Source organism: Marinobacter salexigens (assembly GCF_002806945.1).
GTDB classification, from domain to species: domain Bacteria; phylum Pseudomonadota; class Gammaproteobacteria; order Pseudomonadales; family Oleiphilaceae; genus Marinobacter; species Marinobacter salexigens.
Map to the genome: position 1 here is coordinate 146,009 of NZ_NIHC01000005.1, position 26,901 is coordinate 172,909.

At 53.6% G+C, this 26,901-nt stretch carries 23 protein-coding genes; 5 read left to right on the forward strand and 18 right to left on the reverse strand.

Features of this window, described 5'->3' with window-relative positions; translation table 11 throughout:
• Window positions 1-30: 30 nt before the first annotated feature.
• Together CDH47_RS10855 and CDH47_RS10860 are read right to left on the reverse strand one after the other, a co-directional pair.
• Window positions 31-2,100, reverse strand: a complete 2,070-nt coding sequence (locus tag CDH47_RS10855; protein WP_100639918.1) for a flotillin family protein — start codon at window positions 2,098-2,100, stop codon at window positions 31-33.
• Window positions 2,101-2,143: 43 nt separating this feature from the next.
• Entirely contained in the window at window positions 2,144-2,770 is a 627-nt protein-coding gene (locus tag CDH47_RS10860; protein WP_100639919.1) for a hypothetical protein, read from the reverse strand.
• Between the two features lie 205 nt (window positions 2,771-2,975).
• Here CDH47_RS10860 and CDH47_RS10865 point away from each other — a divergent pair, with 205 nt between their 5' ends.
• The 3 genes from CDH47_RS10865 to CDH47_RS10875 are packed head-to-tail and all read left to right on the forward strand — an operon-like array spanning window position 2,976 to window position 4,467.
• Window positions 2,976-3,380: a YjfI family protein gene (locus tag CDH47_RS10865; protein WP_100639920.1), complete on the forward strand. Its 405-nt coding sequence runs from the start codon at window positions 2,976-2,978 to the stop codon at window positions 3,378-3,380.
• A gap of 14 nt (window positions 3,381-3,394) precedes the next feature.
• The gene (locus CDH47_RS10870) at window positions 3,395-4,090 is read left to right on the forward strand and encodes a PspA/IM30 family protein (protein ID WP_100639921.1); all 696 of its coding nucleotides are present in this window, start codon (window positions 3,395-3,397) and stop codon (window positions 4,088-4,090) included.
• A gap of 47 nt (window positions 4,091-4,137) precedes the next feature.
• Window positions 4,138-4,467 (forward strand): hypothetical protein, encoded by a 330-nt coding sequence (locus tag CDH47_RS10875; protein WP_100639922.1) that lies wholly within the window; start codon window positions 4,138-4,140, stop codon window positions 4,465-4,467.
• Window positions 4,468-4,483: 16 nt separating this feature from the next.
• Here the strand turns inward: CDH47_RS10875 and CDH47_RS10880 are convergent, their stop codons facing one another.
• From CDH47_RS10880 to CDH47_RS10910, 7 genes are all read right to left on the reverse strand, one after another.
• On the reverse strand, window positions 4,484-5,344 hold the full coding sequence (locus CDH47_RS10880) for a hypothetical protein (RefSeq protein ID WP_100639923.1): 861 nt from the start codon (window positions 5,342-5,344) through the stop codon (window positions 4,484-4,486).
• Between the two features lie 77 nt (window positions 5,345-5,421).
• Window positions 5,422-7,056 carry a hypothetical protein gene (locus CDH47_RS10885; protein ID WP_100639924.1) on the reverse strand — a complete coding sequence of 545 codons (1,635 nt, stop codon included), beginning with the start codon at window positions 7,054-7,056 and terminating at the stop codon, window positions 5,422-5,424.
• A 204-nt stretch (window positions 7,057-7,260) separates the two neighbouring features.
• The gene (locus CDH47_RS10890) at window positions 7,261-8,319 is read right to left on the reverse strand and encodes a hypothetical protein (protein WP_100639925.1); all 1,059 of its coding nucleotides are present in this window, start codon (window positions 8,317-8,319) and stop codon (window positions 7,261-7,263) included.
• A complete protein-coding gene (locus tag CDH47_RS10895) occupies window positions 8,309-12,325 on the reverse strand; it encodes a hypothetical protein (protein WP_100639926.1) in 4,017 nt (1,338 codons plus the stop codon). The genes CDH47_RS10890 and CDH47_RS10895 overlap by 11 nt, the downstream gene beginning before the upstream one ends.
• A gap of 39 nt (window positions 12,326-12,364) precedes the next feature.
• Window positions 12,365-12,904: a DUF4123 domain-containing protein gene (locus CDH47_RS10900; protein WP_100639927.1), complete on the reverse strand. Its 540-nt coding sequence runs from the start codon at window positions 12,902-12,904 to the stop codon at window positions 12,365-12,367.
• 11 nt (window positions 12,905-12,915) lie between these two features.
• Entirely contained in the window at window positions 12,916-15,045 is a 2,130-nt protein-coding gene (locus CDH47_RS10905; RefSeq protein ID WP_100639928.1) for a type VI secretion system Vgr family protein, read from the reverse strand.
• A 119-nt stretch (window positions 15,046-15,164) separates the two neighbouring features.
• Window positions 15,165-16,061: a DMT family transporter gene (locus tag CDH47_RS10910; protein WP_100639929.1), complete on the reverse strand. Its 897-nt coding sequence runs from the start codon at window positions 16,059-16,061 to the stop codon at window positions 15,165-15,167.
• 175 nt (window positions 16,062-16,236) lie between these two features.
• Between CDH47_RS10910 and CDH47_RS10915 the strand changes: the two genes are divergently transcribed.
• A complete protein-coding gene (locus CDH47_RS10915; protein WP_100639930.1) occupies window positions 16,237-16,503 on the forward strand; it encodes an RNA recognition motif domain-containing protein in 267 nt (88 codons plus the stop codon).
• A gap of 4 nt (window positions 16,504-16,507) precedes the next feature.
• Here CDH47_RS10915 and CDH47_RS10920 read toward each other — a convergent pair whose 3' ends face one another.
• The 3 genes from CDH47_RS10920 to CDH47_RS10930 are packed head-to-tail and all read right to left on the reverse strand — an operon-like array spanning window position 16,508 to window position 18,663.
• The gene (locus CDH47_RS10920; protein ID WP_239985730.1) at window positions 16,508-16,780 is read right to left on the reverse strand and encodes a YkgJ family cysteine cluster protein; all 273 of its coding nucleotides are present in this window, start codon (window positions 16,778-16,780) and stop codon (window positions 16,508-16,510) included.
• Window positions 16,777-17,622, reverse strand: a complete 846-nt coding sequence (locus tag CDH47_RS10925) for a sulfurtransferase (RefSeq protein WP_100639932.1) — start codon at window positions 17,620-17,622, stop codon at window positions 16,777-16,779. Before CDH47_RS10925 ends, CDH47_RS10920 begins: the two co-directional genes overlap by 4 nt.
• A 54-nt stretch (window positions 17,623-17,676) precedes the next feature.
• Window positions 17,677-18,663: a diaminopimelate dehydrogenase gene (locus tag CDH47_RS10930; RefSeq protein WP_100639933.1), complete on the reverse strand. Its 987-nt coding sequence runs from the start codon at window positions 18,661-18,663 to the stop codon at window positions 17,677-17,679.
• Window positions 18,664-18,860: 197 nt separating this feature from the next.
• Between CDH47_RS10930 and CDH47_RS10935 the strand changes: the two genes are divergently transcribed.
• On the forward strand, window positions 18,861-19,316 hold the full coding sequence (locus CDH47_RS10935; protein ID WP_100639934.1) for a CopD family protein: 456 nt from the start codon (window positions 18,861-18,863) through the stop codon (window positions 19,314-19,316).
• A 31-nt stretch (window positions 19,317-19,347) separates the two neighbouring features.
• Here CDH47_RS10935 and CDH47_RS10940 read toward each other — a convergent pair whose 3' ends face one another.
• The 6 genes from CDH47_RS10940 to CDH47_RS10965 all read right to left on the reverse strand — a co-directional run bounded on the left by CDH47_RS10940 (window position 19,348) and on the right by CDH47_RS10965 (window position 26,854).
• Window positions 19,348-21,528, reverse strand: coding sequence for an OsmC domain/YcaO domain-containing protein (locus CDH47_RS10940; RefSeq protein ID WP_100639935.1), 2,181 nt, complete (start codon window positions 21,526-21,528; stop codon window positions 19,348-19,350).
• A gap of 128 nt (window positions 21,529-21,656) precedes the next feature.
• Entirely contained in the window at window positions 21,657-22,589 is a 933-nt protein-coding gene (locus CDH47_RS10945) for a DMT family transporter (RefSeq protein WP_100639936.1), read from the reverse strand.
• 196 nt (window positions 22,590-22,785) lie between these two features.
• Window positions 22,786-23,673: a 3-hydroxyisobutyrate dehydrogenase gene (mmsB, locus tag CDH47_RS10950; RefSeq protein WP_100639937.1), complete on the reverse strand. Its 888-nt coding sequence runs from the start codon at window positions 23,671-23,673 to the stop codon at window positions 22,786-22,788.
• A 62-nt stretch (window positions 23,674-23,735) separates the two neighbouring features.
• A complete protein-coding gene (locus tag CDH47_RS10955) occupies window positions 23,736-24,839 on the reverse strand; it encodes an enoyl-CoA hydratase/isomerase family protein (protein WP_100639938.1) in 1,104 nt (367 codons plus the stop codon).
• A gap of 42 nt (window positions 24,840-24,881) precedes the next feature.
• A complete protein-coding gene (locus CDH47_RS10960) occupies window positions 24,882-25,661 on the reverse strand; it encodes an enoyl-CoA hydratase (protein WP_100639939.1) in 780 nt (259 codons plus the stop codon).
• A 26-nt stretch (window positions 25,662-25,687) separates the two neighbouring features.
• A complete protein-coding gene (locus CDH47_RS10965) occupies window positions 25,688-26,854 on the reverse strand; it encodes an acyl-CoA dehydrogenase family protein (RefSeq protein ID WP_100639940.1) in 1,167 nt (388 codons plus the stop codon).
• Between the last annotated feature and the right edge of the window lie 47 nt (window positions 26,855-26,901).

Genomic DNA, 26,901 nt, shown 5'->3' on the forward strand with positions numbered 1-26,901 from the left:
CCAAGTCAGACGCAGGTGGTGCCCTGGGTTTTATGCAGTTTCAGAGGCTTTACTGGGCTTGTCCGCTCCAATACGCCCGGCGATACCTGCCAATGCCGCCTGCAGTGACGGTGCATTATCCAGCACGCCCTGTACGCTCTTGCCATAACCAAGTCCTTGGGCGAACTTGTCGAAGATACCGCCGTCGCCGCCGATCATTTCAAACTTGGCGTCCTTCAGAGCGGCAGCCATTACCCGGCCATTTTCCAGAATGCCTGTCTGCTGGGCCTCAATCCTCGCCAACACTTCCTTCTCATGAACTTCCAGGTTCATGCGGAATTCTTCGAAGTGGCGGGCTTCTTCAGACATGTTGTTATAGGCTTTGAGTTTCTCTACCAGGCCAGACGCTTCTGCCTTGGCCATTGCTTCGCGGGCACCTGCCTTGGCATGACCCATGCGTTCTTCTCCTTCTGCCTCTGCCAACACCAGAGCCTTGCGGGCATCCGCCTTGGCGTGACCCATCCTGGCCTCACCATCAGCCTCAGCCAGAACCATGGCCTTACGGGCATCCGCTTTCGCCAGACCCAGTTTTTCTTCACCCATAGCTTCAGTTTCAAGGCGCTGCTCAAGAACCCGAATCTCTGCCATGCCGGCTTCTTCATCTGCTTTGGCAGTGGCCGATTTAACGTCGGCACGGGCGATACCATCAGCCCTAATAGCCGAAGCCTGAGCTTCCTTAACCTGGGCTTCCGCCAGCCCGTCAGAGGCAGACAACGCCTGACGACCACGAGCCCGCTTTTCATCGGCAATGGCTTCTTTCTCTGCGGCATCCATCTCGGCTTGGGCAGTAACACGAATCTGTTCGGCCTCCAGCTTGGAGCGTTCAAACGCCGCTTCGGCCGCCTTCACGTCCTTGAGCTTGAGCTCATCGGCGTCGGCCTCAGCCGCGACCACTTTCGTGACCTTCAGGCGCTCAGCTTGCGAACGGTTGCGAACATCCTTGATGTTCTCTTCCTCTTCAGCCACGTTGCGCTCTACCGCAATGCGCTGGCTGGTGATATCTGCAATTTCTTTGCGCTCGCCTTCAAGCGCCTTTTCCATGCCAATACGCTCGATTTCAACCGCTCGTTCACGGTTTACGTCTTCCAGCTCCCGGGCCTGGCGAATACGCACTTCTTCAATCTGAACCGCTCGCTCGCGGGCTTTCATCGCCATCTCTATCTGGCGCTGTTTGTTCTCTTCTGCAATGGCCAGCTCTTCGTCTGTCTTAATGCGAGCAGCTTCGGCACGGGCGCGTTCTTGTTCGCGCACCTGCTCGGTCTCGGAGGTTTCGCGAGCTTGCAGGGTTTCGATCTCACGGCGTTGGCGCGCTTCTGCATCTGCTTGACTGCGCTCCAGTTCCAGCGAGGCCTCGCGAGCAGAAACGTTTTTACGCTGAATTTCCAGCTCTTGGTCGCGCTCTAAACGGTTTGTCTCCACATTGTGGAATGCAGTGATTTCAGTAATCCGCTTAATACCTTCGGAATCCAGAATGTTGTTGGGATCCAGAGAGGTTTTTGGCGTTTGTTCCAGGTAATCGATGGCCACGTCTTCAAGGATGTAGCCGTTAAGATCTTCGCCAATGGTTTCAATGATGGAATCGCGGAAGTGTTGACGCTCTTCAAACAGCTGCATGAACTCCAGCTTCTTACCAACCGTCTTCAACGCTTCACTGAACTTGGCATTGAACAACTCGTTTACCGCATTGCGGTCGGAAGCACGGCCAACACCCACAGACTTGGCTACCCGCAACACATCTTCTGAGGTTTCGTTTACCCGCAGATAGAAAGCAACCGTAATATCGGCACGCAGGTTGTCTTTACAGATCAGCCCTTCTTTACCGGTGCGGTTCAGCTCCAGGGTAATGACCGAGATTTTCATGGTCTCGGCGCGATGAATGACCGGCAGCACCATGGCGCCGGTGAAGTACACCTTGGGTGTAGGCGACAGGTCGTTCACGATCAGGGCCTGGCCCTGATCTACCTTGCGATAGAACGCCTTGAACAGGGTCAGCACGCCCAATATCAGCAACACCACAACGCCGATGGTCGTCAGTACCGGCATCATCCACGATAAGTCCATTTAGTCATTCTCCTGAGCTGGTTTTAAATAAGTGAGTGCGGGGTTATCCGGTGGAGCCACCGGAATGGAATTCGGATTCCGGAACAACCCACCAGGCATTTTTATCCGGAATATGTTCAATAATGATCGCCCTCTCCCGACGGGAAAGCGGCAATTGGCTGCGTATTTGAAGGACAAGATGGGCACCATCAAGAACCGTTTCGCCGCGACCAGAGGTTTCGGTAACCCGTGAAGAAATCACCACACAAGGGGTGCCAACAATCCGCTTTTGAAGGGGTTGCAAAAATGCACGGCGAAACAGTGGGCGAAGTGGGCGTACCACGATCGACGTTACTAGCACCGAGGCGACTAGCGCCGAAAAAATAACAGCTGCCCCGTATAGCCAGTGCAACAAGCCAGTCGGAATAAGAGTGCCAAAAACAAGATCAACAAAGTAGCTGGCCAGCCAGCCAAACAGGAACAACAGCGTGAGCACCAAAGGCAAGGGAACACCTTGCAGCCCGAGAGTAACCATCAGACCACTGAAATCGCCACCGACGTCAATGTCGCCATCTGCGTCGATATCGCCCATACCAAGCAGGGATATCAGCCAGTAAATAATGGCTACACACAACAGAACGGAGAAAACCACCGTTGGAAAGGAGAAGGCTACAGCGAAGAACGTTTCCATACGCGACCAGATTATCCTTTCTGGTAAATCCAATAATTGACAGTTTGTGTCAAACCAGAGCGCCGTTATAACGCAAACAAACTATTTCTTGCAAATGTTTAATTGCGAAGTATAGACTCTAATCATTGACATAAAATGTCAAGCGACAGGACAAGGTTCGTCCGGATCGGCCGAACCGATTCACCGCCACAGGAAGGAGCTATTCGTGGATATTCAAACCCTCACCCTGGCCCTGGGTGATTCTACCCATGCCGGCCGACGCTTCGATGTTATGCCCATAGCCGGGGACGAACCGGTGCTTCAGGTAACGGTTTCCGGTGCAGAAGAAACGCCGGTGTACCTTACCGTGACCGACTCTCAAATTCTGTGTCTTGCGTATCTTTTTGATGAGCAGGAACTGAACCCGGTGCACCTGAATGAGTTGCATGAAAACATGCTGCGACTCAGTGTACCCATGCCCCTGAGCTCACTGGGCAAAACCGGTGATCACTACGTGGTATATGGCGCTCTCAGCCCCACCTCCGGCGCAGCCGAAATCATGCAGGAACTGGTGACGTTGGCAGAGAATGCCATCGACCTGTTACAGACATTTGAAGACTACCTGGCTTAACTGAGGGCTGAGACATGAGATCCATACTGAACAAACTTCTGACCGCCATGCGCGGTGGTGTTAACGAACTGGGCGAAGCCGTAGTCGACGGCCAGGGCAACCGCATCCTGGAACAGGAACTGCGGGACTCCGAGCAGGAACTGAAGCAGGCAAAACAGGAACTGGCTGCCCTGATGGCTGAATCTGCCTCTTTGGCCCGGCAAATTCGCTCTGAGCAGGACAACGCAAGCAAACGCGAACAGGATGCCCGCAAGGCCATTGCCGCCGGCCAGGAAGACCTGGCCAGAGAAGTGGCTGAGCGCATTGTTGGCCACGAACGCCGTGCAGTAGAGCTGACCCAAACCCGCGAATTGCTGCAGCAGCGGATTGCCGGCCTGAAAGAGCGCGTTCAGCGGGCAGAGAAGCAACTGGCCGATTACCGCCGGGAACTGCAAGTGGTAAAAACCAATGAGCGCGTGCTTCGCACCACTGCCCAGATTGATACAAACATCAACAGCCAGAAGTCCTCGCTGAACACTGCCAAGGAAACCCTTGAACGCATTCGCGAGCGCCAGGCCCGGGAAGAAGACCGCCAGACCGCCAGTGCCACCCTGGAAAAAGAACTCACAGGCGCGGACCTGGACGAAAAACTGAAAGCCGCCGGTATTGACGGCGAACAAGATGCAATCGACAACGTGCTGGCTCGTCTCAAAGACAGCCCTGCACAGTAAGCCCCGCGCCCCCGAACTCCGGGGGCGTAATTCTTCAGGTTACCCCCATGGCAAATAAACCGGATTGGTCTAAAGAGGAACAGGCCGTTCAGGCCGTACAAATGGCCTTCGACCTCTCCAAAGACATTCAGCGAGCATTTCGGGTCTCTGCAGCAATACAGAACATGAGCACCTCCGACATGGTGCGCAAAGTTCTGGAACTGCCCTATCAGAAAACCCGGGCAAGGCCGCGTTTGACCATTACCCTGAAAGATGAAGACTTCGAGTTGCTGGCCCGCAAGTACGACCTTGACCCGCAAGATCGGGCGACGATTCGCCAGCGAGTTTCGGAGGATTTACAGGTGTTCGCCCGTAGCTATCTGACCGAATCTGAGTGACCACCGTCGCAACCGCTCACTGCAAGCTCACCACGACACCAAGCACTGCGATGATCAAAACGGAGGTCAGTGCAGTCATTCGTACAAAGCTTCGGTCTGCTTTAATGCTGACATCGGACGTTGCAACTGCCGCCTGAGCAGGATGGCCAGGTATATCCGTTTGGGTGTTAACGACGTCAGATGTTTCAGTCTGCTCAGGTACGGGGAACGTGTAGAGCGGTTGACGCCACTCATCGAACAAAGCCTGTTCGGCAGAAGTGATAGTACTTCGGGCCTTTGGACCGTTACGCAGACTACCGTCAGGATTAAGCAGAATCACACCATCATCGTCGTCGTAAACCAACCAACTCTCAGCATCACCAACCTCCTGATCGCCCTCGATCGTCGTGATAGTCCAACGCTGAGCCATGACAGGCCCAGTGCCCATTTCATCATTCGCCGGCAGTTCAAGGAGCTTTGCCCGATACAAGCGTTCGGTGCCAGACTCATTTTTCGCGATACCGGCTAAACCGAGAATATGCAAAATGGAGTCAACCACCACGCCACCATCTGAACCAGCCCAGACAACCCACGCGCCCAGCACCGCAGCATTTCTTGCAAGTTCTTTGAGAGCAACCGGCTTTATGGAAATATTCCCGTCACCCGCCGAAAGCCGGTAGTCCGCCAACTCTGCTTCAACCGCTTCAGGATCTGTGCCAGCGAGGAAGGCCAAATGATCGTGCACCTCCACCAAGGCAGGTAGCTCTCCCTCACAGCCATTGTTTACAAACACGGCATAAAAAGTGTGAGCTTGCCACTCACGCACCAGTGAAACGTATTCTCTGGCGACAACAAGCCTGCCGAACTCTTCAATACAGGCAACTGATTTTTCTTCCATGATTATGCTATTCCATCGTTTATGAAAAGCTCGACCCCTTGGGTCAGACCGGATCAGACTCCCGCTTGTGCCCCGACTCATATTCCATAGAGGACCATGAGCAAAAATATAAAAGCCATGAACCCAGCGCATGCCCAGAAGACCCCAGCAATGCCGTTGGGGTCTTTGCTACCTTGCACATCCAGCTTGGCCTGATCACTCAGGCCCTGTTTCGCAAGATAGTATTCAAAGTCCGAGATTAGCTGAGTGTTGGACGTCCGGATGCCGGCATACCAATCTTTGGGAAACTCGATTGCGGCAACAGGTACCATCAGAAACGCACACATGGAAACAAAGGGCACCGAGCCATTAACCAACAGAGAATCCCGCCCGACTAATCCGCGGGGAAGATCCGAAGCGGGAACCCGGCACTCTTCTAGAACTTCACAAACGTAACCCTCAGGTACTTCACTGTGAACAAGCACGGGAACCTGCTGTGCACCACACGGCATGCAAGCCAGGGCAGGAAAACGTCCGTCGGTCGCATCCGGAACGAAGAGGCGATTCATGTTATCAGGACAAAACGGCTTTACGCCCTCGAACTGGCCTAACACCAGATGCGCAGGCTTTCCCGGGTCTCGCCCTTGCCAGAACAGCACCCAGGCAATCGCCCTTATAAGTCGCGACTTCAAGTGTTCCGGCACTTCATGGACACCAGGCTCCTGGGGCAGCCAAACCTCCCCGGTGTAATCCGTCATGGCGAGCCCATCCCCGCCCAAGGGCAAGCTCCACTCGGGATGGTCGGCAAACAAGATACGGAACCGCCGCCCATCCACTCTCAAAAGTTCATCGCTATCCTGCTCTTCTACTTCAGGAATCACCTGGTCTTCAATAACTTCCAATTGCAGCTTGGTGGCATCCGGCATGATTTGATTATGAACAGCACGTTCAAGATCATAGAAAGAACGAAGATGCTCTTCGTCAACGATGGCAGGAGCCGGGACGTAAGTGTCTGCGCTTTTAGCATTTTCATCCGCTTCATTCTCGCCTTCACTCCCCTCTTTCAAAGCGGCATAGTCGTATGGAGGTTCGGCCCACCAATCAAACAGTGCCTGCTCTTCAGCGGACAACTCGCTACGATTTTTAGCACCACCTTTTGGGCCAAGGCCAGGCCCAAACACCACAAGCCCCCGATCATCGAAGATAAGATCTTCTCGCGCCACTTCGGTAGCCGAATCCCCAGACACGGTGCTGATGACCCAGCTTTGCGCCTTGATTATCTCGACGAGCCCGCCCGGGTTTTGAAGTTCATGGATGTTCGCCTGATACAAACGCTCCTGGCCTGAAGGCTCCTGTTTAATAGCCTTCATTCCGATTAAATGCATCAGCGACGTGTTCATGATTACTTTGGATCCGGTCCAGCAGAGCCACGCACCTAAAAGAAACGCATTCCTTGCGAGCTCTCCCAAGGGAACCGGTTTGACAAAAATGTCCAGCTCTTCGTCGAAACTGAAGTCTTTGATAGCTGCCCGGGCCGCTACCGGGTCTGGACTACCGATGAAGCATCGTCCGTCTTCGATAGGAAGCAAGACAGGTAATTCCAGATCGTGTCGTTTTTTTGCAAATAGCGTGTGAAAGATAACTTCTCGCCAGTCCCTTATCAGGCCTATGTGGTTTTCACTAGCGATAAGGTCGGTGAAGGCGCTCTCTGCTGGTACAAATGAATCTTCCATGATTCTAACTGCCTGTTCTTTTGGTTTTGGCGACCCTTGCCCGTCAAGGATCTTCTTTGTCATCATGTTCGCGCCGCGACAGCGCAACACTCAGGCTGTCCCGCTGGGACGGCGTAGTTCCTATTCAGAACCAACGGGCGCTGCCTTGCGCCCGCTCATTGCAGATCCACTGGTTTTCATCGCACATCCGGATGTTCGGAAAGCTCACGAGGCGTAACTCAATTTCTCTTCCATCAAGTTCGGCCGCTGCGCCGTGTTAATGATGGTGACATCTGTAAACATCCGGTCCACTTTTTTCTTGAAGGTCTGGTCGTCCATATCCCGCCAGTAGCGAGGAGGACGGCCAGTCTGCTGGTCATGTTCCGCAGTGACCGGATCCAGCGGGCGGTACTTCTCCAGCATGGGCATCTCTGGCAAAGGGCGGGTCACGTCCATGTAGTTCTGGATAAAGTCCCAGTAGGCGTAGCACATGGTGGCACTGCCGTGGGCACCCAGAATGTCACCGACCGTTACGTCCAGCTTGCTGTAGCGATGAGACAGCACCAGATCAAACAAGGTGCCAAACCGGTCTACCCGCGCACAGCACCAGGCGTCGAACTCATAGAAAGGTTTTTCGATGACAACTGGGGGTTTTCTGGGCAGGAAGGGGAGCTTCCGGGAATATTGCCAGACCTTGATCATTCCGGTACGCCGGTTGAACTCCCACTCGGGGCCCCGGCCGTTTTGATGGAGCCATTTGGGGAAGAGGCGGAAGATTAAATCGGAGAAAAGCATTAAAGCCCAACCGCCCAACAAAAAAACGACTTCCATCGGGATTAAACTTTGCAGGAATTCCGTCCAAGCTTGCCCTCTCGCACCAAATAAAGGTGAAACCAAGATCAAAACAACCAAAACGATAGGGGACACGATGTAAGCCCATACTTTTCCTGCAACATATATCGTATCGAAAAAACGGGCTTGGAGCGCCAAAGGCGCATGCCGAAAACATTCGTGACTGTTCTCAACGTAAAGGCCGTGCTTGTCGGCCAGGTCTTCCTTCTTCTCCAGCTTACGCAGTTTCTTGGGAGGATCATCGGACATAAAGCAGGGTGGCATAACATCCCGAGTATTACCCCACGGCAGACGCAAACTGGCAGACCGATCCAGGCCGGTGCGGTTCAACTCCTCCGTCTGATTTTTCTGTGGAGGAATGGAATAGGGACGGTAGGCAAAGGGCCCATAGTGCGCGTTGGTGTTGGCACCGTCGGAATGGCTATTCAACATTTTCCTGAACTCTTTGGGTATACCAGTACGGCTGGCGTATTTGCTTGAAATTCGGTTTGCTATGCAGCTCGTTGTCTTGGTCGAACGTCAAAGGATCTTCCGGAGGTGGAGCCGGGAAAACCATCAACAAACCATCTGCTGCTTTCCTTGCCTGAATCTGCACTTTGGCACGCCACCGGTAGGTTTTGGTTTCCCACACATCGCGCTCCCAAGGCCAACTATCTAGCTGCCGTCGCTCATTGGCTGGAGCTTTCAGGTAGATGTGCGCACCGGTTTCCGACTGCTCAGTCAACAGGCGATGCTTCTTAATACCCTCGCCAGAGATCTTGTTCACCCAAGCCTGGCCCCGACCTCTTGTAACAGCGATCGTTTCAAACAGCTGCAGCTCAACGGTTACTTTGGCAAACATCCCCGAACTAAATAATCCCGGGATGGCACTGTCAATTACCAGACGTTCACTGGCATTCGAAAGGGCGGCTACCCTCTCAGCAGTTTCGCCTTCGAACCCGCCCTCTCGCGCCTGCTGGCGTAGTGGGTTATATTCCATCCGGACAGACACGCCCATCAATAAGCTGATCAAACGGTGGTAGGCTATATCCGGCTCTTTCAAAAATGGCTTTTCAGCCATTGAACCGAAAGGCCCGTGCCTCATCCAAACATCCAGCGGTTCGTCACTGAATGCGAACACAGTAGCCAGACCTGCCACTGCCAGAACCACACCAGCCACCAGCCAGCCTTTCGGCCCGAGCACCAACAGCAAGCCCGGTTTACCCACCAAACTGGCGAAACCGAAGGCTACGCCACTGCCAGCAATCAAGCCATAGCCGACTGCCGCCGCGTTGTTACCCATGCGATATTCGTAGTAAGAATCGAATCCTGCATCCAGCGCCATCAAAAAGCCAGCTGCCGCACCCAGCCCGCTTCTTATAGTTAAAGGGGTTCCCAAACGGCGCGTAAATGCTTGCCCAGGCTTGCCTGACAATTTTAAAGACAGAACTTTTGATGGGCCCAACATCCATCGTTCACTGATTGCCGTAGCTGCAGCCAAGAGATCGGCTCCGGCACTGAACATTTTGATATTGCCGGACCTGCTGCCCTTTACTCGTGATTGATAATTATATGCGGCCCAAACACTCGAAGCGTTATGAAGCTCCATCAACCCCACAAACAGTGGGAATACCGGCTTGTTCAACACGCGGTACAGCCGACTGCTGTTTTTGCTGTCAATTTCAGCTTGACCAATCTGGTTTGCTGCATCATTGGCCGCTTTCAAGTCACCTACGTATTGCTCTTTTTGGCGAGTCAGATCCTTTTGGTTCGCCGCGTCCTGCTCAAAAGCCTTCAGCTCCTTCTTCGCTCTTTCCATTTCCTCTCTGGCGGCGTTCAGGTTTCGAGTCGCTATTGCAGCAGCCGCTGTAGGCGTGTCTGGAAAGTTATCAGCAAGGTTCTCAATCTCAGACAATTTGTGGACAGAGTTCAGGAATCGGGACTCGGCAGCAGAGATCTCCGCAATCATTTTGGCGATCGCTTCGGTTTTCGGTATTACCAACACATAGGCATCCTCTGCTACTTCAGAGGCAATAGCCGCGGCCTGACTTCTCCTTTTGTTAGTAGACGCAAGCACTTCCTTGCTGCCTTCCTGCTGAATAAAATCCCCGAACAGAGCAATAGCCTCTTTATCACCAAAGGATCCCAGCCGATGCTTGCTGATTTCAAATACGAAGTAATCCTTCTGAAGAGCCTTGGAGAAGCGCATAAGCTCCATTTGTCCGAGCAAACGTGGTAGCGATCGGCGCAGTTGCTCAAGAGAGTTTGAGTACAGCTTCATCCGTCCGAGGATGGCAGTTTCCGCAAGGGCTTGCTTCTGAAGCGCTAACTCCTGGTAACGTGTTTCCATCTGGCTCAGCTTGTTGCGAATATCCTCAAGCTCAACCTTCTGCCCCTTGAGGTTAGTAATTCTCCGCTCAGTCGCCCAACGCTGGTTTTCAAGCTCGGCTTTTCGCAACCGCAGGTTTTCCAGCTCTTTGTTAACATCGGCAAGCTCTCTGTTTCTTGCCTGAATCCCGTGGCTGGCATGGTGGATTGCTGCCCACATATTGCCGTGGACGCTCATCAATACCTGACTGCCCATCCTAAGATTAGCGGTCAACAGCGTGGCGTAAGAACCCGCAGCCGCTTCAATACTAATTTCCAGCCCATCGATGGTTTTAAGGTCATCGATTTCCAGAAGATCCGTTTCCGCCATGGCCGCAAGCTCTGCATCCCGGAATCGCCCATTTCCTCGGTTAGTCTGCGGTTCGGTTGGGGGCTTGTATGGCTTCTTCAGGTCTTCCGCGCTGTACCGTGGAAATAGCAGCAAACGCAGTACCCTGCTGTGCCGGCCGGCACACAAACCCTCAAGCCACTGCTTACCCTGACCATCCCCTGCACCTTCAACGCCTATGCTGAGGGCATCACATTCGGCAGGCTCGGTAACCAGATTCATCACCAGAGTGGTGACAAAGTTGAACGCGCCTGCATAGTCATAACTATAATGCGTGAACAAGTCCGTTAGCACATGGTGGGTTCGTTCATCAGACAACCGTGCCAGCAAGTCGGTGTGGATCTCTTCCAGATAACGTCGGGCCAAGGTGCGTTCAGACAGCGCAAGAGATCGTTCCAGCTCTTTTCTTCCGTGACCCGATACTTCCGCCATGTGTTTATGAAGGGAATTCGGTTTAGATGCTACTGTTTCAGGCTCAAGAACCGAGTGAACCAATAGCGCCGAGTCGAAGTAAGGCCGTACCTTTGCCCTCCGCACTGCAGCATTCATGAACCAAGCTGCAACCTGTCGGCGCCGCTGATTGTAACGAAGTTGGTATATTGGATCATCCAGCCTTATCACACCGATACCACGGGCTTTGGCTTGCTCAGTGCAGTCAGCAACACAGGGCTCAACTTCTGCCCATGAAAATGGCTCAGGCTCGTCGGAGCGAATGAGCTCTTGAAGCGTATTGTGCAGACAGTTAGATAGCGCTGTCATCTCAGCCCGCTCATCTTCAGCAATGGGATCCTCCGGATCCGGATCTTCATGGCGCTGGTGCAACGACAACGCCTCCTTCCTCGCTATATCCGCATAGTTCGCGTTCAGATCCAGCAAATATTTCTCGGGGCGATCAAACTGCCACTCCAAAGCCGGCTTTCGCGGCCTTTGGGATTCCATATGCAGGGCTAAAAATGCCGAAGTAGCCTCACTGGAGATTTTTGAATTGCTGGTACCTTCTTTGCCATCGGCATTAAATCTCATGCTTACAGTGTTGCAGCGGCCACCTCTGTCTCTAACTGACCGCTCAAGGTGGTTTATTCGCTCTCCTGGCCACTGAGACTCGCTGTAAGCGGCTTGCAAACTCAGCCAGCCTCCATTAACTCTTGCGGGAAGCCAGATTTCTTCAAGCCCGGTTCCGGTGACCTCTCTATAGCCTGCTTTCAGTGTTCCACTAGTCTGGCGATAGTCATAAAGCGCGACATCCGAGTAGCTGGTAACACCGCTTTCATCGATCCGTATCTCAAGCTCCCGCCACAACTTGCCTTCATGGAACAGGTAAAGGAATCCCGCTCTCGCAAGCACATGATGTACCGGATTATCTCCCTGCAACTCAACGCCAGATATCAGGGTGGCGGGAACAATAGGCAGAATGACATGATGCTGCCGTTCAAGTTCGCGATCAATGCTGCCTGCACTTTCAAGAAACGGCACTCTGATCGGGGCACCTTCAGCTTCGATTTCTATCCAAATGTTTCGGCGTGGCTGCCCTTTCCATGGCCATACATGAAGAACTGAATCATCCAGAATTTCTACTGCAACCTGTTTCTCCAGCCACTCTTGCTGCTCATTGTTGCTTTCATCAAAGATTCGGAACGCATGCCCCTCCGGGTGCTCCTTACCAATCACCTCAACAATCAGCGATTCACCTTCACACGCAGGGCCACAGTTTGCGGGCACTGGTTTTGAATTATTGTCAGACATCCCTGTCATTCCTTGCTTTTTATACCGGTAAATTCACATTCAAAGATTGGCGGAGTTCAATGCCTGCCACTGAGTCTCACTCAGAGTCGGCATTGGGAGCATGGTAAGCGGATCAGGCCATTCCGTGGTATGCCATCGCTTACCTTCAGGCTCTCCAAACCAGTAGATTACACGCTCAACCACATCCACCCCGGGTTTTGAGGTGGGGGCCAGCTGGTGCCAGATTTGTGGATCGTAAAATCGTAAAAGTCCTTGGCGCTGGCCATCAAAACGCACCTTCAGTCGTGTTCTTAACCACTTGGTTATCGACTCAAAGCTACCCTCCGACTCCAGAATAAGGCCGTTTAACTGGCCATTCTTCAAACCTGCCAAAGCCCACTGGTACTCGGAGCTTTGCTGAGCAGCTTTCAGGATAACCGGGCTTTCTGCCAAATAGAGTTGCCACTCTGTATCGGCAAACAGGTAAACCCACTCCGGATTCTCTGCGTGCTCATAAAGCATCCTTGTGATTAGAGTTCTCTCGCCAGATTCCAAAACTAGGTATCTGATCGTGTTGCTCGTTAATTTATCCAATGCCACGCTGCCCTCGCTTATGCTCTTACAGCCTGATTTTTACCACACGGACAATTACCCAGTGGGCAGCTACCATCAGGCTGCTGTTGGCACTGCTCAACAATACCGGTTCCTTGCATCCGCGCCTGCTTCAACCGGTGAGCCACTATGGCCTTGGGCTCAGCGTCCACTCGTTGATTGGTTTCTGCCAATGCTACGGGGGCAACGACTGCACCTGCAGCCGTCACCACCCCCGGCAACCCCGCCACCTCAGCCTTCTGCCCACTCCCCTTACCCGCAGCACCGCCAGCGTTCATTTTTATAGATGCCCCACCGATAGCCACACCACTGGGATCGATCTTCAAAAAGCTGCCACCCGCTTTGAGGGTGATCTCGGCACCTGCTTCGATCACCGCTTTCTGCCCGGCTTTAATGTGCAGTTCTGTGCCGGAGTCACTGAGCCAGGCGGTGCCCGCTTTCAGGTGCAAGGAGCCGGTTACGCTGAAGCTGTGGTCTTTGCCGGTTTGTTCACGTTTTTCGCCGTTGATGGTTTGATGTTTGCTGCCTTTTACGTGGCTGAAGCGATCGTTTTCGACGGTCAGGTGGCTGTCGTTTTTAATGACTTCGGTGCGGTTGTTCTCCGTGAGCAAATCCAGATCTTTCTGGGCGTGGATGTAGATTTGCTCTTTATCAGCCTCGTCCTCAAACCGCAGTTCGTTGCTGCCTTCACCCTTATGAGTCTGGGTTTTCAGGGTGGTGCGGGTTTTGTGTTCCGGCAGCGTGTAGGGCGGTGTGTTCGTTGCATGATACGTGCGGCCGGTGATGATGGGCTGATCCGGGTCGCCATCCAGGAAGGAGACGATGACTTCGTTGCCAATTCTCGGCAGGGCCATAAAACCGTATTGGCCGCCTGCCCAGCCTTGGCTTACGCGCAACCAGGCGCTGCTGTGTTCGTTATTCTCAGAATAGCGATCCCAAGGAAACCTTACCTTTACCCGGCCAAATTCATCGCAGTGAATTTCTTCCCCTTCGGGGCCGGTCACTATAGCGATTTGCGGGCCGTCCATGAGTGGGCGGTGGGTGATGTTTGGCCGCCAGGTTTTGTCGGCGGGTTTAGCGCTGAAGGTGTTGTGGTAGCTGGTGGGTTCAGAACCACCCTCTTCTTCCAAAGCCTGGGGCTGTTTGCCGGTGTGGGTAACCGCGGTAAGCAGCCAGTCCCGGTTCAGTTTGGGGTTGTCGTGCTCGGTAAGTTCGGTTTTGGCACCGCAGGTGAAGTCTGCGCGGTTGCTCTCACCGGTGGCGGTGCTGGCGTCGCTTCTGAGGGCATCCAGCCGCGCTTCGGTAAAGGGCTGGCCGCTGGCATCGGCTTTGAAACGGCCTGGGTAATCAAAGTGCTGGTAATCCTGCCGTTGGTTGGCACTGGCGGCACTGTGTTCGTGCATCAGGGCGTAGGCCGGATTTCTGAAGGTATAGTCTTTGGTAACGACGGAGGCAGCTCGAACACGCTCTTCATAGCGGAAGCGGAACACCGCAGGCTGTTTGGTGCTTCCGCCGGCCTTGCCGTTGTATTCAGCGGCTTCCAGTCTTGGCGCATCGCCGTGGTGGTCGGCAAAAATCAGGCCGGGTTGCTCGCCTCCGTCCACGCTGCCGTGCTGGTAGCGGTAGTGCCAGCCTTCCTCGGCGGCCAGGCGCTCGATAAAGGCCAGGTCGCTTTCACGGTGCTGTACGCAGTATTCCCGTTCCTGGGGGGTGCGTTTGAGGTCAAACACGGAATCTACGATGCCCCGCTCTTCCAGCAGGGTACGCACAATGGTGTCGGTGGTTTGGGTCTGGAAGATGCGGCTGTTGTGCATCAGCCCTAAACGCCACACAGGCGGCTGGATAACAACCTCGTAGCGAGTGCGACGGTGGCCGGAATCGCCTCGGGCAAATTCGTTGGCTACGCCGGTGAAACGGCGAAGGGGCATGCCATCTTGCCACACCACCAGATCGACTGGCTGCTCCAAAACTTCAGATGCATCAATATCCGAGTCAGTGCTGGCCAGTTCAAGGCGGCCATGGAACAGTTCGGATAGCCGTTCGGTCAGCGTAAAGCCGACAACGGAAAATAAATCAGAGGGGAGTTCGCCAACACGGGCGGTAAACTGCAGTCCGCTTGCCTGGGGCATATCTTCAATCCTTGAAGGTATGGTTCTGAATAAGTCCGGGCGTGGATTCTGTCGCAAAAGCCGCGGTTAATCAAACGCTCACTGTTGCAAAAGAGCACCAGTTCTATACTGGCAATGAATTAGACAGCGCCTTTCGTCTGAGCCTTCACACGGAAAGGTCGCGTCCACCACTCAGACAAGAGCACACCGAACAAAGTCAGCCCCCCGCCGATAAAGTGATGCACACCCAATGTTTCGCTCAGCATCACCGAGGCTATCAGTGCCGTCAAAATGGGGATGAGGTTAAAGAATACAGAAGTCCGGCTGGGCCCCAGGTGCTTGATGCCAGTCATCCACGCCAAGGGGGCACCAATAGACGCAAATACACAGGCAAACAGCACCAGTGGCAAGTTTTCGCTGTTCAGTCCGGTTTGTGGCAGTACAGCAAACAGCGGGAACAGAACCACTACAGCCACCAGTACCTGTGCATACAACAACTGCATTGCAGGCAGGGGTATCTGCCATTTTTTCAGTAATGTGCTGTATATGGCGTAGGCAGCCACGGCTACCAACATCATGCCGTCACCAGCATTGATCCCCTGCTGGGCTATCGCTGTCAAATCCCCCGAGGTGATAACAATCAGTACGCCAAAAAAAGAAAACAGTGATCCGACTACAGCTCCAACTGTAAGGCGGTGGCCCAATGCCAAAATGGCTAAAATAAGAGACATCACAGGCATGAGCGCCAGTACAATGCCCATGTTCGTTGCTGAAGTTTTCGGCGCAGCAAAATAAGCCAGGCTTTGGTAAATCGCCATACCAAGCACACCCAACACAAAAATCTTGCCCAGGTTAGCCTTCACTATTGGCCAGGAGCGCAATGTGGGCTTCAGCAATACGGGCGTGAGTATGACGGCGGCGAACAACCACCGATAAAAACCAATTTCCGCCGGAAAGATAACACCCACAGCCAGCTTGTTAACTACGGTGTTGCCCGCCCAGAAAATGACTGCCAATAGCGGAAACGCATAATACATAGTCACAAACCCCAAAAAACGAACGAATAATCAGGAGCGCCATTATCCGCTAGTGATTATTAAAGGCTATACTGGGTTCTACGGCTCGCGGCCTGGTTTTTAACGTATCTCCCTACTGGCCTACGCTGTCCCCTAAAAGCACTATATTCATACTTACTTTTTCAAATGGCCCGTCATGAAACTTTTAGTTCGTAATCTCGCACGCACTACCACAGAACAGGAAATTCAGGAGTTGTTTGAAGCTCATGGCACTGTTACTGAGTGCACGCTGGTTCTGGATAAAGAAACCGGAAAATCCAAAGGCTTCGGTTTTGTTGAAATGCCCCACGCAAAACAGGCCAAGATGGCCAAAGCGCACCTGGATGAATCTCGTGTGGGGACTAACAGAATCCGGGTAAGAGTCGCTCAGGACAAGGAACCTCAACCAGACACAAAAAGCTGAGGCCTTACGGAATGATCTCGTTGGCGCCCCGTTCTTCCAGGCATTCATAGCCGCCCATTTCGAACTGCCGGCAAATAAACGGGCGTTTCTCGTATATCGAACACAGCATGGTGTCGCGATCCAGAGCGGCGCACCAGCCATCTTCCAGTCGCGCCATGGTCTGGCCGCCCCACGAATCCGTTTCGATAAACCTCTCAGGCACACCGGTTTCGGAAATCAGCATCACTTCCAACCGGCAACAGCATGCCCGGCAATTTGCACAGCTGACATCACTCACTCAGACGTTGCTACCGGTAAAGACGGCTGGCTTCCCCAGTCAGCCCAGGAGCCGTCGTACAAAACGGTATCGCTGTAGCCCGCTATAACAGCCGCCATCAACAGAATGCAGGCAGTCACTCCAGAGCCGCAGGAAAACAGAATCTGCTTCCTGCCAGGCGGTACGAGGTCGGCAAAGATCGCCTTCAATTCTTCTTTAGACTTAAATACAGGGTCGTCAAGAACTTGGGCGAATGGCAGATTTTGTGAACCCGGAATATGGCCACTGCGAACGCCTGCTCTTGGCTCAGCTGCCCGGCCGTAAAACCGTTCAGCGGAACGAGCATCCACAAGGGTAATCAGGTCTGATTCCAGGGATGCCAGCACATGCCGGGAATCGCACACTGTGTCTGCAGCAAACTCACCACAGATACTGCCTTCCTCTGCTGTTGCCTGCGCCAGGCTGGATGCTGTTTCTCGACCTTCCTCCAGCCACTTTGGCAAGCCACCATCCAGAACAAAGGCACGCTCGAGGCCCATGGACTTCAACATCCACCAAGCCCTCGGCGCGGAGTAGATGCCTTGGTTGTCATAAATAACGACCAAACTGTCAGCTTCTATACCCAGCTTTCGAGCCGCCGATGTGAACTGCTCAGCGCAAGGAAAGGCATGGGGCAAAGGAGAACTGAGATCACAAAAATCCTGTTCCAGATCGAATGGCATGGCACTCGGTATAAAGACTGGCTGATCGTACTCAATGGGCTCTCTTCCGATTACCTTAGCCATGCTGGCATCCAGCAGAATCAGATCAGCTCGGCCGAGGTTTTCTGCAAGCCATTGCGTTGTTACAAGGGGCGAGTTCATAGAGCTTTATCCGGAAAACGAGGAAAAGGGCCGCCCGCAGGCAGCCCTTAAATCTTACAACAGGTCTTTGCGAAGCTGCGATGGGCTCTTGGGCGAAAGTAAGCCCGGAGCCACATCAAATACAGACCGGGCGCCGGTTTCGCCAGCAAGAGCCATTTTATGAACCGCGCGTGTGTAGGCTACCAAAACACTGGCGGTGAACTCCGGGTTGCTGCCAAGGGCGAGCGAATATTCGATGGTTTGTTTGCTTTGTGTGCCCGTATCACCGCTTCGAATCACAAACCCGCCATGGGGCATGGCGCTGTGCTCGGCCGCGAAGGTGGCTTCGTCAATAAAGTTAACCGTGGTGTCGAAGGGCTCGAAATAGTCCGGCATGGTGACAATGCTGTTGCGTACTGTGCCTTCATCGGCACCATCTTCCAGAACAATGAAGCATTCCCGCACATGCTTTTCACGGGTGCTCAGTTCTGGCTGCTCACCATTGCGCACTCGGGCAATAGCCTCCTGTGAGGGCAAGGTGTACTGCACGCCTTTTTTAACACCCTCAACACGGCGCACTGCGTCCGAGTGACCCTGGCTCAAACCTTTGCCCCAGAAGGTATAAGTTTCTCCTTCCGGCAAAATAGTTTCACCAAACAGACGGTTCAGTGAAAACAGGCCGGGGTCCCAACCCACTGACATCAGCGCAAGCTTGCCGGCTTTGCGCGCAGGCTCATCCAATGCCGCGTGGTACTCATTAACTTTGGCGTGGGTGTCGAAGCTGTCGACAGTATTAAAGAACTGTGCCAAATAGGGCCCCTGCTCCGGCAGGTCGGTTTTTGAGCCACCGCAAAGGATCATTACATCCACGTCGTTCTGGTACTGCTCAATATCGGCCATGGGGTAAACCGGCACGCTGCTGTCCAGCAAGGTTACGCTGGCCGGATCACGGCGGCTGAACACACTTACCAGGCGCATGTCGGGATTTTGCGCCAGTGCTGATTCAACACCGCGCCCCAGGTTTCCGTAACCGGCGATGGCCACCCTTATCTGATCTGGCATGTCTTTCTACCCTGTTTCGTTTAATCAACTATTTGTGGGACACTCATGGCGCAACCACGAGCAAATACCCATTATTTATCAAGGGGCAGATTCTGGCATGTGTTATCGACCAATGCCATGATCAGGGGTTTGCGAAGCAGGCTAAAGCAAAGATTCTTTTGCGATTAGTAATACAACGACTATCCAAGAGGCTTTTTATGGCGCTGGCTATTGCATTACATGTGTTATCGGCGGTTACCTGGGTTGGCGGTATGTTTTTCGCTTATATGGCAATGCGCCCAGCGGTGGTTGAAGTTATCGAGGCCGGGCAGCGCGGGAAGCTTTGGTATCAAACGCTAACCCGATTCTTCCGCTGGGTGTGGCTGGCAATCGCGCTCTTGCTGATCACCGGGTATTGGATGATCTTCAAGGTGTTTGGCGGGATGGCCGGGGCTGGCTGGCACATCCACACCATGCAGCTAATGGGGCTGATCATGATGGCCATATTTTTCCACCTCTACTTCGCCCCGTTTCGCCGTTTGAAGCAGGCTGTTGCAGCGAGCAACCCGCAAGAAGGCGGGCGCCAGGTTGGCAAGATTCGCCAGCTTGTTGGCATCAACCTGATCTTGGGGCTGATTGTGGTCGCTATTGGTTCTGCCGGGCGCTTTATTTAATCAAAGCGGGGCATGCTTCAACAAAAATACCTCAAGCCTTAGCGGCACGCGCTGCGTGCAGCTTCTTGTAGCTGTCGATCAAGCGCAGATGTCTGTCCAACCCTTCCAGTTGCATGTTGGTAGGCGTCAGGCCGTAGAAGCGCACGCTGCCATCGAGAGAACCGGTTACGGCGTCCATCACCTCATCCCCGAACATCCGCCGGAAGTTAAACAGGTAGTCACTCAACTCCAGCTCTTCGTCCAGAGTGGCTTCCAGCGCTGCGCACATGGCCTGGTAGAACAGGCCGCGCTCTACTGTGTTGTCATTGAACTGCAAGAACATTTCCACCCGTTCCAGGGCATCTTCGTATTGCTTGAGCGCCAGGTTGATCAGCAGTTTCAACTCCAGAATGGTGAGCTGGCCCCACACGGTGTTTTCATCAAACTCAATGCCGATCAGGGTGATGATGTCTGTGTAATCGTCTATCTGGCTATCGTCCAGGCGCTCTACCAGGGCAGCTAGCTGCTCATCACTCAGGATGTGGAGATTAAGAATATCTTCACGATAATCCAAAGCCCGATTGGTGTTATCCCAGATCAGATCTTCTACCTGATACACCTCGGAATAGCCCGGCACCAGCATGCGACAAACCGGGGCGCCGAGATCGTCGTAAATCGCGGTGTATACTTCGTGGCCCATGTCTTCAATGATTCCGAACAGTGTAGCGGCCTCTTCTTCAGTGGTGCCAGTGAAGTCCCACTCCTGAAAATCTATATCCGCCTTGGCACTGAAGAAACGCCAGGACATCACGCCGCTGGAATCAATAAAGTGTTCCACGTAATTGTTGGGCTCGGTGATGGCCAGGCTATTAAATGTGGGCGGAAGAAAATCATTGAGCCCCTCAAAACTGCGGCCTTGCATCAATTCGGTAAGGCTGCGCTCCAGAGCGACTTCCATGTTTGGATGGGCGCCGAAAGAGGCAAACACCCCGCCGGTTTTCGGGTTCATCAGGGTAACGTTCGCTACCGGAAACTGGCCGCCAAGAGAGGCGTCTTTTACCAGTATGGGGAAGCCCTGTGCTTCCAGCGCCCGCACCCCTTCAAGAATATTCGGGTACTTTTCCAAAACATGCATAGGCACATCGGGCAGGGCGATTTCTTCCTGAATGATCTGCTTCTTTACTGCCCGCTCCAGAATTTCCGACAAGCACTGCACCTGAGCCTCTGCCAGAGTGTTCCCTGCGCTCATACCGTTGCTCAAAAACAGGTTTTCAATGAGGTTAGTCGGGAAGTAAACGGGCACACCGTCGGAGTGACGCACGTAGGGCAGCGCACATATTCCCCGATCCACACGGCCGGAGTTGGTGTCGATCAGATTGGAGCCATGCAGCTCGCCATCCGGGTTATAAATGGCCAGGCAATGAGCGTCCAGAATGCCTTCCGGCAATTCGTCATTGGGACCAGGCTTGAACCAGCGCTCTCTCGGGTAATGTACAAATTCGCTGTTGGCGATTTCCTCACCAAAAAATTGATCGTTGTAGAAGAAGTTGCAGTTCAAGCGCTCAACAAACTCCCCCAGAGCCGAGCACAATGCACTTTCTTTAGTAGAGCCCTTGCCGTTGGTAAAGCACATTGGCGAAGCCGCATCCCGCATGTGCAACGACCAAACGTGAGGAACAATATTGCGCCAGGAGGCAATCTCTATCTTCATGCCCAGGTCGGCCAGTATGCCGCTCATGTTGGCAATGGTTTGCTCCAGCGGCAGGTCTTTACCTTCGATGTAGGTGTCCTCACCCCCTTCTGGCTTGATCGTCAGCAGCGCCTGGGCGTCTTCATCGAGGTTATCAACGATTTCAATCTGAAAGTCAGGACCGGTTTGCACCACTTTTTTGACCGTGCAGCGATCAATCGACCGCACAATGCCCTGGCGATGCTTCTCGGGCAGATCGTCGGGCAGCTCAACCTGAATCTTGAAGATTTGTTTGTAGCGGTTTTCCGGATCAACAATGTTGTTCTGGGAAAGGCGGATGTTATCGGTTGGAATATCCCTCGCCAGACAGTACACCTTCACAAAATAAGCGGCGCACAGGGCGGATGAAGCCAGAAAGTAGTCAAAAGGGCCAGGTGCCGAGCCATCGCCTTTATAGCGAACGGGCTGGTCGGCAATCACCGAGAAGTCATCAAACTTGGCTTCAACTCGGAGGTTGTCGAGATAATTGACGTTGATTTCCATTGCGAGGGTACTCGGTTTAGAGATTTCGGCGCGCCTGGACCATAGAGTGCGCGCCATTCAGGGCGGCCATTATAGACGTAACGCTACGCCACTCATACCTCGTACCAATCACTACTTCCGCAACACACCTACTCAGCGGGGCTGGCAGCTACTGGCCGGAACATTCGCCAGACCCGTTGCAGCTTTTCTTTGGGCAAAATGACCAACAGGTTACCCGCAAGCACCAGGGATACGCCGGCTACTGCCTCAATTGTCCAGATGTAACTCTCGAATACTGTTGAGAGCGCAAGCGCGACGATTGGGAAAAGCACCATGCAGTAGGCTGCACGTTCAGGCCCTATCCGCCCGAGCAATGTAAGGAAACTGCCAAAACCGAGGACTGAGCCAATCAAAGCCAGGTAGACCAACGAGCCGGTGTAGCTCCAGGTTGCTTCGAAAACGAATGCCTCACCCCTACCCCACGCAATGAGCGCCAGCAAAAGAGCGCCGTAAGCCATGCTATAGGCGTTGGTTTGCATGACTGGCAGTTTCGATGACTGGTTGCGAGCCGAAATCATGTTGCCGAAGGATGTGATGAAGGTGCCCGCCAAGCTCAGGATAATGGCCCTCAAGGTGGCGCCATCGGCGTCCAGCGCGCGAACCTCCGGCAAAAACACCAGGATAATTCCCACAAGCCCAAGCGCCGCGCCGCCAATCACTGCGCGGGGCACTCTATTGCCGAAGAACAGAGCGCCGTTGATGATGTTCATCACAATGATTGTGGAGAACACCACGGCAATCAATCCACTGGTGATATCTGCAGCCGCTTGATAAACCAGCATGTAATTGAAACCAAACAGCATCAGCCCCTGACCCGCCATCCAGAGGTGCTGCCGGAAGCCAAACCGCATATTGCGCCGAGTCAGGCTGCACCAAAGCATCAGCACCAGTGCAGACAGCCCAAACCGATAGGCAATGGACACATCGCCCGGCACTTCACCCAGTTGCAAAGGGATCGCTATAAACGTCGAGCCCCAGATCAACACGGTCGACAAATAGAGTACAAAAGTGTTCGTCAGCATAGGTAAAGCAGCCTTCAGCCGTGATCACAAACCGGCTACGCGTTGCTCGCCACCGATCCACCATTAAACGGATTCATTGTCCTACTTATAGTTATCTTGCTCAACAGTTTTATACCAATGTATAGAGGTGAAGATCCGGGAAAGAATCAACTCAGAGGGGGGGGGCGGGGCACGGAAGATCGTGCCCCGACAAGCGTTATTCAGGCTTGTAAAAACGCTGGATACTTGAGAAGTCCAGTGTTCCATTGCCATGCTCTGCATGCAGTGTAAACAGGTTGCGGGCAAGAGAGCCCATGGGAATAGCAGCCTGATTTTTTACGGCGTTATCGAAGGCCAAACCAAGATCCTTGTTCATCAGGTTAACCAAAAACCCACCCTGGTAGTCACGGGACGCGGGTACACCATCCATCACCCCTGGCCAGGGGTTATAAACGTTCAACGCCCAGTTTCCGCCGGAGCTCTGCTTCATGACTTCAGAGAGAACTGCAGGATCCAATCCGTTTTTCACACCCAGCGCCAGTGCCTCACTGGTGCCTGCCATCAAGATAGCCAACAGCATGTTGTTGCAGATTTTCGCGACCTGGCCTGCACCGTGATCACCCGCGTGGAAGATGTTCTTGCCCATGGCTTCCAGAATCGGCTTTGCCTTATTAAAGGTCTCTTCATCGCCACCGCAGATGAAGGTCAGCGTACCCGCTGTGGCACCGCCCACACCGCCAGAAACGGGTGCATCGAGGAATGGAATACGCTTGCTTTCGGCCTGCTCGGCTACACCGCGAGCCGTTTCTGGCGAGATGGTGGATGAGTCAATAACCAACGTGCCCTCGGGCAGAGCCGCCAGCAAACCATCTTCACCCAGATACACAGCTTCAACGTGCTTGCCTGCCGGCAACATGGTGATCACGCACTCAGCGCCTTTGACCGCTTCGTGAGCCGTGTCCGCGGTTTTTGCTCCCTCTGAAACCAGTGTTGCGACCGCATCTTTAGACAGATCAAAAACGGTTACGTCGTGCCCGGCTTTCACAAGGTTGCTGGCCATAGGGCCGCCCATGTTGCCCAGGCCAATAAAGGTAATCGTTGCCATAATCATCCCCTTGTTTTTGTATTCGGTTGAGTTGGCCGCCCTTTCTCAGGCGGCCAGTTAGGCTATTTCTGGAAAAAGCTGTCAATCCACTCGCTGTCCATTTCTTCCAGCGAAGCGTAACGCCAGCGGGGCTGTTTATCCTTGTCGATCAAGAGCGCACGCACGCCTTCTGCAAACTCGCCCTTAATCAGGCAGTTTTTCGAGAGTATGAGCTCCTTATCGAGCACTTCCCGTAGGCTATCCAAACGGCAGTTTTGCAGGTGCTGCCAGCACAAAGCCAGCGACGTTGGCGAGGCAAATGCCAAGGGCTTGGTGGATTTGGCCAGCCAGCCATCACCACTTGCCAGCTCTTTCATCTGGGCAACCATGCTGGCCAGGCTGTCGGCGTCAGTTACACGGTTGATCTCATCGAAGTGAGCCCGCACCTGAGATTCCGGCAAGGCATCAGCACTTTGATTTTCATGTTTTCTCAGCACACTACCCACAACAGCAAACGCATCTTCACCCTGCCAGTTTTGCGCGGTCAGATCCGCGACCACGGCTGCTTTCTCTTCATGTTTGATAAAGCGGTCGGCAAGACCCACGAAGATGGCATCCGCTGCATTCATGCGGGCGCCGGTTAGCCCTAGAAACAGGCCTGTGCGCCCGGGAGTGCGATTCAGGAACCAGCCTGCGGCCACGTCTGGGTAGAGGCCGATACTACTCTCAGGCATTGCCAGCATTGAGGCTTCTGTCACAACACGGTGTGAAGCGCCGGCCATGATGCCAATGCCACCACCCATAACAATGCCGTGCCCCCAGCACACCACCGGTTTAGGGTAGGTGTGAATCAGGTAGTCCAGCTCGTATTCTTCCGTGAAGAAGGTTTCACCTGCGCTGGCACCACTGCCACTCTGGGGTTCGGTCATACTGCGGTAAAGCGCGACGATATCGCCGCCGGCACAAAATGCCTTGTCGCCTTCCGCTTCAATCCATACGGCACAAACCCGATCGTCCTCAGCCCAACTTTTGAGCTGCGGCGCCAACATCCGAATCATCTCGAGGGAGAGAGCGTTGAGGGCTTTTGGCGTATTCAACCTGGCCACAGCAATTACTGCACCGTCGGCCGCTTTCCACTCTTCAAAGACAATTGGCTGGTTACTTTCTACAGATTGTTGGTGACTCATAACAATTCCTTAAACCGATATGCCTCAGGTATTTAGCGGCTTTTAACGGTTTTTCCATTCAGGCTTACGTTTTTCCAGGAAGGCATTCACGCCTTCTTTCTGGTCTTCGGTTGAGAACAGCTCTACAAACAGTTCACGTTCCATTCGCCAGCTGTCTGAATGGCTGCGACCATCGCGAGAACTCATCACCAACGTTTTGCAGCGAGCCACTGAAGATGGGCTCTGTTTACAGGCCATTTCAGCCAATTCCAGAGCCTTTTCCAGGCCTTTTCCACTAGGCACAACTTCTTCAACCAAGCCAATCTGCAAAGCCTTGTCGGCCTTTACTCGCTCGCCGCACAGAATCATGCGTTTGGCCCAGCCTTCACCCACAATCCAAGGCAGGTTCTGGGTGCCGCCAGCGCATGGCAACAAACCGACCGTCGCTTCCGGCAATGCCATTTGAGCGTGTTCTTCGGCAATGCGGATATCACACGCCAAGGCACACTCAAGACCACCGCCCATGGCGTAGCCGTTAATCGCAGCAATGGATACGCCACGAAATTTGGTCAATGCAGCAAAGGCCTGACCAAAGAGTTGAGCCATTTCATTGGCTCGGGCCTTATCGCCATCAGCAAAGGTTTTCAGATCGGCACCGGCGGAGAAGAATTTCTCGCCCTGCCCGGTCACTACCAGCGCAAAAATATTCTTGTCTTCATTGAGCTCATGAACCATTTTTGTCAGTGCTGCCAAAGAACCCACGGTCCAGGTATTGGCCGGCGGATTGTTGATGGTCAGAATTGCAATGTGTTCGCGTTTCTCGAGCTGAATCAGATCGCTCATCATCCTTCTCCTGTTATTTTCGCGATTTATTGAATGGCCTCGGCCACACCGTCATCCAATAGGCGACGGGCAACAATCAAACGCATGATTTCGTTGGTACCTTCCAGTATCTGGTGCACCCGCAGATCGCGCAAAAAGCGCTCCAGAGGGTATTCCCGTATATAACCGTAGCCCCCATGCAACTGCAGTGCATCATTCACCACTTCAAAGCAGGCATCGGTTGCGAAACGTTTAGCCATGGCACAATGCAATGTGGCTTCGGAATCGCCGGAATCCAGCTTGAACGCACCCAAGCGAACCATTTGCCGGGCCGCCACCAGGTTGGTCGCCATATCCGCCAATTTGAATTGCAGGGCCTGAAAAGCGGCCAAAGGTTTACCAAACTGCTCACGCTCGTGCATATAGTTGCGAGCTCTGAGCAACGCGGCCTGCGCACCACCCAGGGAACAGGTAGCAATGTTGAGGCGACCACCATCAAGGCCTTTCATGGCGATGGCGAAGCCATCACCTTCCTCACCAATCCGACTGGTTGCGGGAACACGAACATTCTCAAGGCTGATCATGCGCGTCGGCTGGGAGTGCCAACCCATTTTCTCTTCGTTCTTGCCGTAGGAAATACCTTCCGCATCCGCGGGAATCACAAATGTGGAAATGCCCTTCGCGCCAGAATCCGCCGCGCCGGTGCGAGCCATCAAAACCAGAATATCGGTCTCGCCGGCACCGGAAATAAACATTTTACTGCCATTAATCACGTAGCTATCGCCATCCCGAACCGCTTTAGTTCGCAGGCGGGCCGCGTCGGAGCCGGCGCCAGGCTCTGTGAGGCAGTAGGAGGCAAGCAGCTCCCCGCTGGCCAGCTTCGGAACGACTTCCTGTTTCAGATCATCGGGCGCGAAGCTCGCAACCATCCAGGTCGCCATATTATGAATCGTGATAAAGGCAGCCGTTGAAGGGCAGGCAGCCGCCAACTCTTCCACAATTACGGAGGTATCCAGCCGGGAAAGCCCCATGCCGCCAAGCGCCTCCGGGGTATAAATACCCATAAAGCCCATTTCGCCGGCTTCTTTCAGAACGCTTACCGGGAAAATATGCTCGTCATCCCACTGGGCTGCGTAGGGTGCCATGGCTTTTTCAGCAAAGGCTCGAGCTGCCTCGCGGAACGCCAACTGGTCTTCAGTGAGGTTAAAATCCATCGCGTCTCTCCAGAATCAGGAATTCTCGGTCATTCAGAATGGAAAAA

Coding starts and splice junctions, on each gene's coding strand:
- CDH47_RS10855 (WP_100639918.1), bottom strand. CDS start 2,100: ATGGACTTATCGTGGATGATGCCGGTACTGACGACCATCGGCGTTGTG.
- CDH47_RS10860 (WP_100639919.1), bottom strand. CDS start 2,770: ATGGAAACGTTCTTCGCTGTAGCCTTCTCCTTTCCAACGGTGGTTTTC.
- CDH47_RS10870 (WP_100639921.1), top strand. CDS start 3,395: ATGAGATCCATACTGAACAAACTTCTGACCGCCATGCGCGGTGGTGTT.
- CDH47_RS10875 (WP_100639922.1), top strand. CDS start 4,138: ATGGCAAATAAACCGGATTGGTCTAAAGAGGAACAGGCCGTTCAGGCC.
- CDH47_RS10880 (WP_100639923.1), bottom strand. CDS start 5,344: ATGGAAGAAAAATCAGTTGCCTGTATTGAAGAGTTCGGCAGGCTTGTT.
- CDH47_RS10885 (WP_100639924.1), bottom strand. CDS start 7,056: ATGGAAGATTCATTTGTACCAGCAGAGAGCGCCTTCACCGACCTTATC.
- CDH47_RS10890 (WP_100639925.1), bottom strand. CDS start 8,319: ATGTTGAATAGCCATTCCGACGGTGCCAACACCAACGCGCACTATGGG.
- CDH47_RS10895 (WP_100639926.1), bottom strand. CDS start 12,325: ATGTCTGACAATAATTCAAAACCAGTGCCCGCAAACTGTGGCCCTGCG.
- CDH47_RS10905 (WP_100639928.1), bottom strand. CDS start 15,045: ATGCCCCAGGCAAGCGGACTGCAGTTTACCGCCCGTGTTGGCGAACTC.
- CDH47_RS10910 (WP_100639929.1), bottom strand. CDS start 16,061: ATGTATTATGCGTTTCCGCTATTGGCAGTCATTTTCTGGGCGGGCAAC.
- CDH47_RS10915 (WP_100639930.1), top strand. CDS start 16,237: ATGAAACTTTTAGTTCGTAATCTCGCACGCACTACCACAGAACAGGAA.
- CDH47_RS10925 (WP_100639932.1), bottom strand. CDS start 17,622: ATGAACTCGCCCCTTGTAACAACGCAATGGCTTGCAGAAAACCTCGGC.
- CDH47_RS10930 (WP_100639933.1), bottom strand. CDS start 18,663: ATGCCAGATCAGATAAGGGTGGCCATCGCCGGTTACGGAAACCTGGGG.
- CDH47_RS10935 (WP_100639934.1), top strand. CDS start 18,861: ATGGCGCTGGCTATTGCATTACATGTGTTATCGGCGGTTACCTGGGTT.
- CDH47_RS10940 (WP_100639935.1), bottom strand. CDS start 21,528: ATGGAAATCAACGTCAATTATCTCGACAACCTCCGAGTTGAAGCCAAG.
- CDH47_RS10945 (WP_100639936.1), bottom strand. CDS start 22,589: ATGCTGACGAACACTTTTGTACTCTATTTGTCGACCGTGTTGATCTGG.
- mmsB (WP_100639937.1), bottom strand. CDS start 23,673: ATGGCAACGATTACCTTTATTGGCCTGGGCAACATGGGCGGCCCTATG.
- CDH47_RS10955 (WP_100639938.1), bottom strand. CDS start 24,839: ATGAGTCACCAACAATCTGTAGAAAGTAACCAGCCAATTGTCTTTGAA.
- CDH47_RS10960 (WP_100639939.1), bottom strand. CDS start 25,661: ATGAGCGATCTGATTCAGCTCGAGAAACGCGAACACATTGCAATTCTG.
- CDH47_RS10965 (WP_100639940.1), bottom strand. CDS start 26,854: ATGGATTTTAACCTCACTGAAGACCAGTTGGCGTTCCGCGAGGCAGCT.